Origin of the sequence: Deinococcus maricopensis DSM 21211 (genome assembly GCF_000186385.1) — a bacterium.
GTDB classification, from domain to species: domain Bacteria; phylum Deinococcota; class Deinococci; order Deinococcales; family Deinococcaceae; genus Deinococcus_B; species Deinococcus_B maricopensis.
In genome coordinates, this window is the sequence record NC_014958.1 from 373,624 (window position 1) to 386,000 (window position 12,377).

The following is a 12,377-nucleotide window of genomic DNA, read 5'->3' on the forward strand; positions in this document are numbered from 1 at the left end:
AGGGGACCTACAGGTCATGCCCTTATGCCAGAGAACGCCGCCCTCGAACACGCGACCTACCTCGCCCTGCAGACGCTTGCGGTGCGTCTCCACGACGACACCGAGGAGCTGTTCAAGCGGGAGGGGCTGAGCGCCACGCAGTTCAACGTCCTGCGGATCCTGCGCGGAGCCGGGGAACACCCCCTGACCTGCGGCGAGATCGCCGCGCGGCTGATCAACCGCGATCCGGACGTGACCCGCCTGCTCGACCGCCTGGAAAAGCAGGGGCTGGTGGAGCGCGCGCGCAGCACGCAGGACCGGCGCGTGCTGCTCACACGCCTGTCCCCGCAGGGGCGCGCACTCGTGGACCGTTTCGACGCGCCCCTGGCGGACCTGCATCACCGTCAGTTCCAGCACCTCTCGACCGAACGCCTGCACCTGCTGCTCACGTTGCTGCGAGCAGCGAGCGCCCAGGGTCAACACCCCTGAAGTCTTTTTTCGCCTCTGTACTTGTTATCACGCCTATCGTCAGAACGACCAGGAGCCTGCCATGACCACGACCCGCACCACCCCCACGCCCACCACCCTCGCCCGCACTGACCTCGCCCTCGCGGTCCTCCGCATCCTGATCGGCCTGATCTTCGTCGCCCACGGCGCCCAGAAGATCTTCAGCTACACCCTCAGCGGCACCGTCGGCGCCTTCACCGAGATGGGCGTCCCCCTCCCACCCCTCACTGCCCCCTCCATCGCCTTCATCGAACTGATCGGCGGCGCCGCCCTCGTCAGCGGCTTCTTCACGCGCGCCGCCGCCGTCCTCCTCGCCCTCGACATGCTCGGCGCGATCATCTTCGTGCACCTCAAGGCTGGCTTCTTCAACCCTGCCGGCATCGAATTCCCCCTCGCGCTCCTCGCCGCCAACGCCGCCCTCGCCCTCACCGGCGCCGGCCGCTACGCCTTCGACGCCCTGCGCACCCGCACCGCCGCCTGACCCCCACCACCCGAGGTGCACATGACCCAGCCCACCACCCCCACCCTGACCGACCTGACGCTCGGCCCCGTCGAACTGAGCGTCGCGGACCTCGGACGCAGCGTCGCCTTCTACGCGCACGTGCTCGGCATGGCCGTCCTCGACCGCGCGCCCACCACCGCCACGCTCGGCCACCCGGCCCAACCCCTGCTGCTCCTCACCGAACAGCCAGGCGCGCAGCCCGCGCGGCCCACCGCCCCGGGCCTCTACCACTTCGCGGTGCTGCTCCCCACCCGCGCCGACCTCGCCCGCTGGGTGCAGCACGCCGCCAGCACCGGCCTCCGCATCGGCCAGAGCGACCACCTCGTCAGCGAAGCCTTCTACCTCCAGGACCCCGACGGGCACGGCATCGAAGTGTACCGGGACCGCCCGCGCGACACCTGGCGCTGGCAGGACGGCCACGTGCAGATGGCCGGCGACCCCATCGACCTGCAGGGCCTGCTCGCCGAACCCGGCGCGGACGCCCCGTTCACCGGCCTGCCCGCAGGCACCGTCATGGGGCACGTCCACCTGCGCGTCAGCGACCTCAACGCCACCGAAACCTTCTACCGGGACGTGCTGGGCTTCGACGTCGTCGCGCGCTGGCCGGGCGCGCTGTTCATCTCCGTCCACGGCTACCACCACCACTTCGGCCTGAACACCTGGGGGGGCGCGCGGCGCGCCCCGGCCGGCGAGACCGCCAGCGCGCTCATGCGCGTAAACGTGAACCTGCCGCACGCCACGGACCTCGACGCCCTGGGCGCCCGCCTGCACCGCGCCGACGTGCCCTTCCACCGCGAACGCGACACCCTTGACGTCCACGACCCGGCGGGCAACCCCCTGCGCTTCCGGCACGGCCCCTGAACAGCGCCCACGGCGAGCGGAGGGTGGACGCTCCCCGCCGCCCACATCAGGGCACCTGCAACAGCACCTTCCCCTTCGTCCCCCGCGCCTCGATGTACCGGTGCGCTTCGGCCGCCTGCGCCAGCGGGAACGTCCGATCAATCCGCAGGTGCAGCGTCCCGTCCGCGAGCCACGCGAACAGATCCGCGGCCCGCTCGCGCAGCTCCTCCGGGGTCGCCACGTAATGCCCGAGGGTCGGCCGGGTCAGGAACAGGCTGCCCTTCTGGTTGAGCACCTGCGGATCCAGCGGCTCCACGGGCCCGCTCGCCGCGCCGTACAGCACCATCGTGCCGCGTGGCCGCAGTACGTTCAGGCCCTTCGCGAAGGTGTCCCGCCCGACGGCGTCGTACACGACGTCCACCCCCGCGCCGGCCGTCAGGCGCTGCACCTCCGTTTCGAAGTCCACGTCGCGGTACAGCATCACCTCGTCCGCGCCCGCATTCCGGGCGAGCGCGGCCTTCTCGGCGCTCCCGACCGTGGCGAGCACGCGCGCACCCTGCCGCCGCGCAATCTGCGTCAGCAGCAACCCCACCCCGCCGGACGCCGCGTGGACGAGGCAGGTGTTACCGGACTTCAGGGGAACAGTGCTGAGCGCCAGGGCGTGCGCGGTCAGACCCTGGAGCAGCAGCGCGGCCGCCTGCGCGTCACTCACGCCGTCCGGAACGGGCAGCAACTTCCAGGTGGGCACGACGGCGTACTCGGCGTACGTGCCGCGGTGCAGCGCGAACGCCACCCGCTCACCCACGCGAACGTCCGTCACGCCCGCCCCCACCGCGTCGACGGTGCCGGCCCCCTCGCTGCCCAGAATGGCCGGCAGCGGCAACGGGTACAGGCCCGTGCGGTGGTACACGTCAATGAAGTTCAGGCCGGCGTACGTCAGCTTCACGCGCGCCTCCCCGGGGCCGGGCACGGGCATCGGCAGATCATCAAGGACGAGGGCGCTGGCTTCTCCGGGCTGATGCACTCGAACGGCACGCATGCGTGGAGCGTACCCGCCCCGAAGCCCCCGCAAGCGTGACGGCGAGCGCAAACGGGCCACGCCCCTACCGCGCTGCCCTCACCGCGCCTTCGGGGTGGGGGCCGTCCCTCTACCCGGACCTGTCCTCAGCCAGTTGCTGGAGCGGCGCCCCTTCACCCCCGGCGGTGGTGCGCGCCTCAAGGGCGCGCACCACCGCGATCATGTCCTCGCGCGGCGCGCCCAGCGCCACCGTCTCCGCCAGCAGGGCGCGCGTCAGGTCGATCAGCGGCGCCGCCGTCCCCGACGCGCGCGCAGTCTCACTGATCATGCGCGCACTGTTGAGCGCGTCACTGACCGCCGCCTGCACCGAAAAGTCCCGCTCAACCAGCTTCGCGACCTTCAGGCGCGAAACGCCACTCGCCATGGGCCCCGCGTCCAGCACCGCCTGGAACTGTCGCAGGTCCAGCCCCTGCTGCCCCGCAAAGTGCGCCGCTTCCGCGAGACCCGCGACCATGACGTTCAGGAACAGGTTCACGGCGAACTTCATCAGCAGGGCGTGCCCCACCGGCCCGCAGTACACCACCGCGCGGCACACAGGCTGCAAGATCGGCCGCAGCGCCTCCACCACGGCCTCGTCCCCCGCGAGCATGCCGACCAGCGCGCCCTGTTCAGCGGGAATGCGCGACCCGGACACGGGCGCTTCCACGTACGTGCCGCCGTGCGCGCCCACCTCGGCTGCGAGGGCGCGCGAGTACTCCGGCGTGATGGAACTGGTCACGACGAGCGTCCGCCCCGCCACGAACGCCGGGAACTCGGCCGTGCCCCGTCGGAGAACAGCGTCAATGGCCGCTTCGTCCACGAGCATCACGATCACGGTGCGGGCACGCGCGAACACCTCGGCGGGCGTCTCCGCGACGTCCGCGCCGAGGTCACGCAGCGGCGCACACCGCGCGGCCGTCCGGTTCCACACCACGAGGGGTGTGCCCGTACGAGCAAGATTCAGGGCCATGGGCTGGCCCATCACGCCCAGCCCGAGAAAACCAACAGGAGAAACGGAACCGTTCATGGTCATGGGCGTCCTCAGCGCAGGTGGTGCCGCAGTGTACCCGAAGTCAGCGCGCAACCCCACAACCAGCCGCGACCCCGAAGCCACGGTTGGGTACAGCAGCGGACCCTGCCACGCGCGCAGCCCCACCTTCACTTCAGAGGCCGAACCGGAGGCGCCGGGCTGCTGCGCCCGGCGCCTTCACACCCCAAGGGGCGCTGGTCTCAGAGGACGAGCACGCCCGTGTGCTTCGCCTGCCCTTCAGGCTCAACGTGAATGGTCACCACCGCCCCCTCGATCTGCGCCTGCAGGGTCTCCTCGAGGCGGTCACAGATGCCGTGCGCTTCCGCCACGCGCATGTCGCCCGGCACCACCAGGTGGAACTCGATGAACGTCGCGTGGCCCGCGTGCCGCGCCCGCACGTCATGCGCCTCCAGCGCCCCCACAGCGGTTCGGGCGATGATGTCGCGGATCTGCGCGACCACTTCCGGCGCGGGCGCCGCGTCCATCAGGCCGCCCACGGACTCCCGCACGAGCTGCCACCCGGACCACAGGACGTTCACGGCCACGACCGCCGCCAGCAGGGGGTCGAGGACGCGCCAGCCGGTGAGGGCCGCCAGACCGACGCCCACCAGCACCCCCACGGACGTCACGACGTCCGTGATCAGGTGGCGCCCGTCGGCCGTGAGGGCGGCCGAACGCCAGCGCTGCCCGAACCGCAGCAGCAGGGTCGCCCACACGCCGTTCAGGACGGACGCGCCGCCGCTGATGAGCAGGCCGGTGCTGTTCGCGTCGAACGCTCGTGGGTGCATGAAGCCCAGTACCGCTTCGCGCAGGATCGCGAACGCGGCCAGCAGAATCAGTGTGCCCTCCAGCACAGCGGAGAAGTACTCCGCCTTGGTGTGCCCGTACGGGTGGTTCGCGTCCGCGGGGCGCGCGCTGATGCGCAGAGCGATCAGCGCCGCGATCGACGCCACCACATTGATGATGCTTTCCAGAGCGTCGGAATACAGCGCGACGCTCCCGGTCAGCTGGTACGCGACGAACTTGAGGGCGAGGACGAGCAGGCCGATCAGGACACTGCCAAGGGCAAGTCGGGTGGGGGTGAGCAACATGAACCTCGTGGGGCCTGGCGCGCAGGCGTGAACCGCCTCAGCCTACTGGACGCGGTTTCAGCCTCCTGCCAGGCGGGATGCCGTGCTGAACGCGAAATTCCGGGAAAGTTTAGGGAGCATGAAGGGTACTCTTTGGGCGCACACGCTTCGTCACTGACCGAGTGACGGGCGCACTGAACGGCAACCGGGCACGCACCGCTGATCGAGATGGCTCGGAGGAGCCGAAGTACGCCGGTCCTTGTGCTTCGGCTCTTGCCTATCTTGAACGACCACATGCCGCGGAACCCTGCTGTTGCTCAGGTTCGCGTGGCTCACGCTCGGCCAGGCGGATTCAGGCTGGTCTGCCACACGTTGAGGACCTACAGCCGACGACCGGTGCGCGGCGCTGCTGTGCACCGCTCTGGCTGGACCGCTCAACGGACCTCACAGGTGGGATGGGGGCTGCGTGGCCTGGCCGCTGTCCGCAGTTCCCTGCTGTTGGACGCCATGAACCCCGTCGTGGTGACGAGCTGGTCGGCGTGTTTTGCACCTGCGCGTAGCCGCCTGAGCAGGCGAAGACGAGGGGGCTTCCCGGTGAGTGGGAAGCCCCCTCGTTTAGAGGTGGTGTCAGTGTGCGGCCCAGAAGTCGTCGAGCGCGCGGCGCACTTCGAGGGGTTTCTCGAAGTGCGGGAGGCCGTCGGTGTCGGGGATGCGCACGGCGCGGCGGTCCGGGCCGTCCAGGAAGTCCGGGAGGCGGTCGAAGTTCACGAAGGCGTCCTGGTCGAACAGGACGAGCGTGGGGGTGCGGAGCGGGCGGTAGAGCTGTTCGAGGGCGTTGGTGGTGAAGAGGCGGCCGCTGATGAAGTACAGGGGGGCGTACTTGCCGCCGGGCTGGGCGCTGCTCTGCAGGGCGTAGTTGATCAGGTCGGTGTTGACGGGGCCGCGGAACGAACGGCTGAGGAAGTACTGGATGCTGGGGCGGGTGCGGAGCGCCCAGAAGAGCGGGTCACCGACGGCGTTCAGGCGGGCGTACAGTTGCGCGCCGCCGTCGGTGGACGCGGCGGTTTGCGTGCCGTTGCGTTCGCGGCCCAGGCCGGTGGGGCTGATCAGGGCGAGGGTGTGAATGCGGGGTTCGCGCAGGGCGGCGCGGGCGGCGAATTCACTGCCGAGGCTGAGGGCGATGACGTCCACGTCGGTGCCGAGCGTGTCGATGAGGGCGTTGAGGGCGGCGGTCATGAGGTCGGGGGTGTAGGGGGTGTCGGGGCGGTCGCTGCTGCCGAAGCCGGGCCATTCGAGGGCGTAGACGGGGCGGGTGCCGGCGTAGGCGTCCCAGAGGGGTTTCATTTCGTAGGCGCTGGCGGCGGCGTTGACGGCGTGGGTGAGGATGAGGGGGCGGCCGGGGCCGCGCGGGTCGGCGTAGTAGGCGACGTTCCCGAAGCCGGGGAGGTTGAGGGTGCGGCGTTCGCCGTTGAGGGCGGGCTGCAGGGTGGGTGTGGTGGTGCGGGCCTGCGCGGTGGCGGTGATGGCGGTGCCAGCGAGCGCGAGCGTGGCGAGCAGGAGCAGGGCGCGGCGGGTGTGGGTGTGCATGGTGGGTCCTCTCGGGGGTGTGGGGCGAAGTGGAGCTTCAGCATGCCGGAGGGGTGACCTGAATTTGGTCATAAATGACTAAATTAGACTGAAGCTCCATGCCGAGAACCTCTGCTGTGCCGCACGATGACCGCACCCTGCTCCTGCTGGGCCTGCTCGTCGCGCAGGACCGTCACGGGTACGAACTGCACGACTTCATTCAGCACAACCTGCAGCATGTCCTGCCGCTGAAGAAGGCCACGGCGTACCAGCTGCTGGACCGGCTGGAGCAGCTGGGGCTGGTGGGGAGCCGCCCTGAGCTGTACGGCGAGCGCACGCCCCGCAAGGTCTATTCGCTCACGGGTGCGGGCCGCGCGCACTTCGAGACGTTGCTGCTGCAGCTGCTGGGAGACGAGGAGCCGCTGTTCCCGCCGGGCAACGTGCCGGTGATGTTCAGTGACCACCTTCCGGACGCGGCCCTCGTGCCGGCGTTGCGCGCGCGACTGGCGAAGTTGGACGCGCGGCTGGCGTTGTATGCGGGGTTCACGTTTCCCTTTCCGAAGGGGGTGCGCCGGGCCATTGAGCGGCTTCAGGTGCTCACGCAGGCGGACCGGAGCTGGGTGGCGCGGACCCTGGAGCAGCTGGAGCAGCCTGACGACGCGCAGAGCGACCCTTGAGGCCGAGGCGCGCGGATGGTGGGGTGGGCCGCGCGGCGTGCCGGTCGGAGGGGTGATCGTCCTGGCGGATCAGCGGGGCCTGTTCGTTCAGGGGTGCGGGGTGTCGAGGCGGGCGAAGGCTTCGAGGCTCCTGAGCAGCTGTTCGGTCTGCTGCGGGCCGAGGTCGTGGAGGAACTGGCCGAGGAGGGCGGCGACGTGCGCTTCGATGGCCTGCGTGACGGCGCGGCCTTCGGGGGTGAGGTGCAGGCGGTAGCGGCGGGCGTCGGTGTCGTCGACTTGGCGTTGCACGAGGCCGCGTTTGATGAAGGGGTCGAGGAGGCGGCTGGTGGCGTAGCTGGGGACGTGGAGGAGTTCGGCGAGGCTGCCGGGGGTGAGGTGCTGCTGCTGAATCCAGCGGAGGATGAGGTAGTCGCGGACATCGAGGTCGTACTGCGCGCGGAGGGTGGGGCCGATGGCGCGGCCGAAAGCTTCGCGGGCGCGGTAGAACGCGTCGAGGTAGCGCGCGGCGAGGGCGGTGGGGTCGGGGGCGGGGGTGTCCGGCATGGCGTTGATGGTACTGCCTGCCCAGCACACGTAGTTGCAAATTTGCAAATATTGGTCCGGGTGTAGGAAAATCTGATGCTTATGCCTCAGGAGCGCCCATGACCACCCCCAACGAACTCACCCCGCGACAACGCACCATCTCGTTCGTCGCCATCCTGCTCGCCGTGCTGCTCGCCAGCATCAACCAGACCATCGTCAGCACCGCCGGCCCGGCCATCCAGAAGGCCCTCAACATCGAAAACAGCCTGTACTCGTGGATCACCACCGCGTACCTGCTGGCCAGCACCACCCTCGTGCCCATCTACGGCAAACTCAGCGACATCCTCGGGCGCAAGATCATCCTGATCTTCGGGACGCTCGTGTTCGTCGCCGGGTCCATGGTGTGCGGCCTCGCCAGCGGCGTCAGCATGCTCATCATGGGCCGCGCCGTCCAGGGCCTCGGCGGCGCCGCCCTGATCGGCCTGATGTACGCCGTCATCGCGGACCTGTACCCGCCCGAGCAGCGCAGCCGCTACACCGCCCTGATCGGCGCGGTGTTCAGCCTCGCGTCGGTGCTTGGCAGCATCGTCGGCGGGTACGTCACCGACCACTTCGGCTGGCACAACGTCTTCTTCATCAGTGTGCCGCTGGGCGTCCTCGCGCTCGCCGCCATGCTGTTCATGCCGGCCCTGCGGCAGCAGCGGGAACGCGCGCCGCTCGACCTGCCCGGCGCGGCGCTGCTGGTGGTGTTCAGCGTCACGCTGCTGCTCGCACTGTCGCTCGGCAAGACCAGCGTCGCGCCCGGCGAGAGCGGGTACCTGTGGGGCTCCTGGCCGATCCTCACGCTGCTCGGTGTGGCCGCGGCGTCCCTGAGCTCGTTCATCGCCGTGGAGCTGCGCGCCGCCGACCCGATTATCGACGTGCGCCTGTTCCGCAACCAGACGTTCGCCGTCGCGAACGTCGCCACGTTCTTTCTCGGCATCGTGTTCTTCGCCGCGACGGTGTTCCTGCCGCTGTACATGGTGAACGTCATCGGCCTGAGCGCCACCAGCGCGGGCCTCACGACGTTCCCGCTCACCATCGGGCTGGTGTTCGGCAGCGTCGTTGCCGGTCAGGTGTTCGCGCGCGTCGGCAAGCTCAAGCCCATCATCATCGTGGGCGGCCTGCTGCTGATGCTCGGCTTCATCCTGATGGGCTACACCCTGCGCGTAAACAGCACCCAGCTGGAACTGACTTGGAAGATGATCATCGTCGGCCTGGGCCTCGGGCCGGTCCTGCCGATGCTCACGCTCGCCATTCAGGGTGCCGTCAGCCCGCGCGACATCGGCGCGGCGACCGGCACGAACAACTTCCTGCGCTCGCTGGGCAGCACCATCGGCGTGGCGTTCCTCGGGACGTTGTTCGCGTCCACCCTCAAGAGCGAAATTCAGGACACCGTGACCGCCGCCAGGCAGGGCCTGCCCACCGAGATGCGCGCGCAATTCGACCTGAACGGCACGTCCGGCACGAAAACCGCCAGCAGCAACCAGAGCTTCGATGCGCCCAGCATCAAACGCCAGGCCGTGCAGAAACTCGACGAGACCCGCGCCCGCTACGTCGCCGCGCTCCGCGACCATGACCCCAGGGCCGTCCGCGCGCTCCTCGACGACCCCAAGACCCCGGGTGCCCTGCGGGACGTCCTGCGCAAGGGCGGCTTCGAGGGCGCCATCCGCGCCGGGTTCGCGGAGCAGCGCACGCTGCTCACCCGCGCCGTCCTCAACCGCGACCCGGCGGCCATCCGGGAAGTCACCAGCAACCCGCAACTCCCGCAGGACCTCAAGGACGTCGTGCGCGGCGGCGTCGCCACGCAGGTGAAGGCGAGCATCGCGCAGCAGCGTGACCTGCTGACGCGCGCCCTGCTATGGAACGACCCGGCGGCCGTGCGTGAACTGCTCGCCAGCCCGCAGACGCCCGCGGAACTGCGCGCGGTCCTGTCCGGCGGCGGCGTGGACGCGCAGGTGCAGCGGGGCCTCGACGAGCAGCGCACGCTGCTGCGCCGCGCGGTCCTGAACGCCGACCCGGCCGCCATCCAGAAGGTCCTCGGCAACCCGCAGACGCCCGCCGCGTTCCGCGCCGCCCTGCAGGGCGGCGGCATTCAGGGGCACATCCGCGCGGAGTTCGCGCAGCAACGCGCGCTCCTCACGGCGGCGCTCCGCGACGGCGACCCGGCCGCCACCCGGAAGATCCTCGGGAACCCGCAGACGCCCGCCGAGCTCCGCGCCCTCTTCGAGCGGGGCGGCGTGCGTGCCCGCGTGCAGGCCGCGTTCGACGAGCAGCGTGCGCTCCTCACGGCGGCGCTCCGCGACAGCGACCCGGTCGCCACCCGGAAGATTCTCGGGAACCCGCAGACGCCCGCCGAGCTCCGCGCCCTCTTCGAGCGGGGCGGGCTGGACGCGAAGGTCCGCGCGGGGCTGGCGCAGCAGCGGGACCTGCTGACGCGCGCCCTGCGGGACAACGACGCCCAGGCCGTACAGGCGCTCCTGAAAGCCCCCAGCACGCCCGCCGCGCTGCGGCAGACCCTGACGGCCGGTGGGGTTCGCGCCGCTGTGCAGCGCGGCCAGGCCGCGCAGAAGGCGGCGGTGGCGGCGGCCGTGACCGCTGGCGACGTCCGCCCGCTGACGCAGAACCCCCAGCTGCCCCAGGCGCTGCGTGATGCGCTCGCGGCCCTGCCCGCCGAGGCGCTCGCCACCCCGGACGCGCGCGCCGCGACGGTGCAGGCGCTGAGCGCGCAACTCGACGCCGCCGAACCCGCGGCGGAAACTGCGGCTGTGCAGGCCGCGCTGACGAGCGCGCAGGCGCAGCTGGACGCGGCCCTGCCGGGCGCACTGAAGGCCGCGCGTCAGGCGGCCCTGACCCAGGTGCTCGCGGGCCTGCGCGTGAAGGAGCAGCAGGCGCTGGCGAGCGCGCCGCAGCAGGCCTTGGCTCAGGTGCTCGCGGGCCTGAACGCGAAGGAGGCCGCGTTGCTGCGCAGCGCGCCGCAGCAGGCGTTCACGCAGGCGGTCGCGCAGCTGGACGCGCAGGCGCCAGCCCTGCTGGCGAGCGCGCCGCAGCAGGCGCTGCACGCCGCCCTCGTGAAGCTGGACGCCGCGGAGCAGCAGGCCCTGCGGACCGCGCCGCGCGCGGCGCTCGCGAAGATCCTGTCGGGTCTCGACGCAAAGGAGCGCGAGACGCTCGCCACGCAGCCCAAGACGGCGCTCAATCAGTTGCTCTCGCGTCTGGACGACGCGAAGGTGAAGGTGCTGCCGGTGATCGACCGGATCGGCGCGGGCGTGAAGCAGGCGTTCACGGACGCGGTGTCGCTGCTGTACCGCGTGGGCCTGGGCGTGACGGTGCTGGCGCTCCTGATCAGTCTGTTCCTGCCGGAAGCGCGCCCCCGCGCGGTGACGCGTGAGCAGGTCACGGAGGATGGACTGCGGTCTATCGAGGTGTAACCACCAATAAGGAAGGCCAGGGCGTGCGCCCTGGCCTTCCTTGTTGGTGGGGTTACTTGAGGTGCTGGAGGATCAGGTTGGTGACTTCGCTACTGTTGCGGATGGACACCAGCGGGCCGGACCAGGGGCTGTTGGCTTCGGGGGTGTACACGACGGTCTGCGCTTTGAGGCGCTGGCCGACGGGGCTGTTCAGGAAGGCGGCGGCGCCGTTGTACTGACCGCCGGGGGGGAACAGGACGACGAGGGTGCGTTTGTCGAGGCTGAGGAGCGCCTCGTCGCTGATGACGGCGCCGACGCCGAGCGTGGCAGTGTTGACGCTGAGGCCGTCCTTGAAGCCGAGGGCGCGCATGTCCTCGATCAGGCGGGTTTTGGTGTAGATGTAGTTGCTGCCGCCCTGGAACGGGGAGATGACGACGACCTTGGGGTATTTGGTGAATGCGCCGGCGCTGAGGAGTTTGCGCGCGTTGGTGCGGTGCGTTTCGGCGACCTGGCGGATGATGTTTTCGGCCTGTTCCTGACGGTTGAAGACGCGGGCGAGGTCGCGCAGGCCGGTCTTCCAGAAGCCGGTGGCGTCCTCGCGGTAGCCGACGGTGGGGGCGATGCGGCTGAGTTTGTCGTAGTTCTGGTTGCCGGCCCAGGTGAGGCGGACGATCATGTCGGGTTTGAGGGCGAGGATGGTTTCGAGGTTGGGTGCGGTCCAGCTGCCGACGAAGCGGGCGTTGTTGATGTTGCCGCGTGCGAGGAAGGTGCCCTTGATGCGTTCGGGTTTGATTTTGCCGCTGGCGGTGAGGTCGGTGGGGCTGAGCATGGAGCTGCCGAGGCCGACGACGCGGTCGCCGAGGCCGAGGGCGTAGATCCAGCCGAGGGCTTCTTCGTCGAGGACGACGAGGCGTTTGGGGTCCTTTTTGACGGTGGTGGTGCCTTCGTCGTGTTTGATGGTCAGCGTTTGGGCGCTGGCGGCGCTGAGGAGCGCGGTGGTGGCGAGCAGCAGGGGGAGTCGCATACGCCTAACAACCTAGGTAATCCGATGAACTTAGTCAAGTTTTTCGTCCTGTGCACCTCCGGGTCCAGCCGACTTCGCAAGATGTGAAACCTCCCGCAGCGCAATGCACAATTAATAGATGACAAAGATTGTCAACATAGCCTCACTTCACAAT

At 69.9% G+C, this 12,377-nt stretch carries 11 protein-coding genes; 5 read left to right on the forward strand and 6 right to left on the reverse strand.

Annotation, left to right across the window (positions count from 1 at the left end):
* The first annotated feature begins 24 nt into the window (after positions 1-24).
* The 3 genes from DEIMA_RS01620 (at position 25) to DEIMA_RS01630 (ending at position 1,849) form a co-directional block, all read left to right on the forward strand.
* Positions 25-468 carry a MarR family winged helix-turn-helix transcriptional regulator gene (locus DEIMA_RS01620; protein WP_013555487.1) on the forward strand — a complete coding sequence of 148 codons (444 nt, stop codon included), beginning with the start codon at positions 25-27 and terminating at the stop codon, positions 466-468.
* Positions 469-529: 61 nt separating this feature from the next.
* Positions 530-967, forward strand: coding sequence for a DoxX family protein (locus tag DEIMA_RS01625; protein WP_013555488.1), 438 nt, complete (start codon positions 530-532; stop codon positions 965-967).
* A gap of 21 nt (positions 968-988) precedes the next feature.
* Positions 989-1,849, forward strand: coding sequence for a VOC family protein (locus tag DEIMA_RS01630; RefSeq protein WP_013555489.1), 861 nt, complete (start codon positions 989-991; stop codon positions 1,847-1,849).
* A gap of 46 nt (positions 1,850-1,895) precedes the next feature.
* Here DEIMA_RS01630 and DEIMA_RS01635 read toward each other — a convergent pair whose 3' ends face one another.
* The 4 genes from DEIMA_RS01635 to DEIMA_RS01650 all read right to left on the reverse strand — a co-directional run bounded on the left by DEIMA_RS01635 (position 1,896) and on the right by DEIMA_RS01650 (position 6,572).
* On the reverse strand, positions 1,896-2,867 hold the full coding sequence (locus tag DEIMA_RS01635) for a quinone oxidoreductase family protein (RefSeq protein ID WP_013555490.1): 972 nt from the start codon (positions 2,865-2,867) through the stop codon (positions 1,896-1,898).
* Positions 2,868-2,976: 109 nt separating this feature from the next.
* The gene (locus DEIMA_RS01640; protein WP_148234866.1) at positions 2,977-3,912 is read right to left on the reverse strand and encodes an NAD(P)-dependent oxidoreductase; all 936 of its coding nucleotides are present in this window, start codon (positions 3,910-3,912) and stop codon (positions 2,977-2,979) included.
* 203 nt (positions 3,913-4,115) lie between these two features.
* On the reverse strand, positions 4,116-5,006 hold the full coding sequence (locus tag DEIMA_RS01645) for a cation diffusion facilitator family transporter (protein ID WP_013555492.1): 891 nt from the start codon (positions 5,004-5,006) through the stop codon (positions 4,116-4,118).
* A 606-nt stretch (positions 5,007-5,612) separates the two neighbouring features.
* Entirely contained in the window at positions 5,613-6,572 is a 960-nt protein-coding gene (locus DEIMA_RS01650) for an alpha/beta fold hydrolase (protein ID WP_013555493.1), read from the reverse strand.
* A gap of 98 nt (positions 6,573-6,670) precedes the next feature.
* Here DEIMA_RS01650 and DEIMA_RS01655 point away from each other — a divergent pair, with 98 nt between their 5' ends.
* Positions 6,671-7,228, forward strand: a complete 558-nt coding sequence (locus tag DEIMA_RS01655; RefSeq protein WP_043816362.1) for a PadR family transcriptional regulator — start codon at positions 6,671-6,673, stop codon at positions 7,226-7,228.
* A gap of 87 nt (positions 7,229-7,315) precedes the next feature.
* Here DEIMA_RS01655 and DEIMA_RS01660 read toward each other — a convergent pair whose 3' ends face one another.
* Complete coding sequence (locus tag DEIMA_RS01660) at positions 7,316-7,771, reverse strand: MarR family winged helix-turn-helix transcriptional regulator (protein ID WP_013555495.1); 456 nt, start codon at positions 7,769-7,771, stop codon at positions 7,316-7,318.
* 98 nt (positions 7,772-7,869) lie between these two features.
* On the opposite strand from DEIMA_RS01660, the gene DEIMA_RS16635 reads away from it, so the two are divergent.
* Entirely contained in the window at positions 7,870-11,220 is a 3,351-nt protein-coding gene (locus tag DEIMA_RS16635) for a DHA2 family efflux MFS transporter permease subunit (RefSeq protein ID WP_013555496.1), read from the forward strand.
* 52 nt (positions 11,221-11,272) lie between these two features.
* Here the strand turns inward: DEIMA_RS16635 and DEIMA_RS01670 are convergent, their stop codons facing one another.
* Positions 11,273-12,223, reverse strand: a complete 951-nt coding sequence (locus tag DEIMA_RS01670; RefSeq protein ID WP_013555497.1) for an ABC transporter substrate-binding protein — start codon at positions 12,221-12,223, stop codon at positions 11,273-11,275.
* Positions 12,224-12,377: the final 154 nt, after the last annotated feature.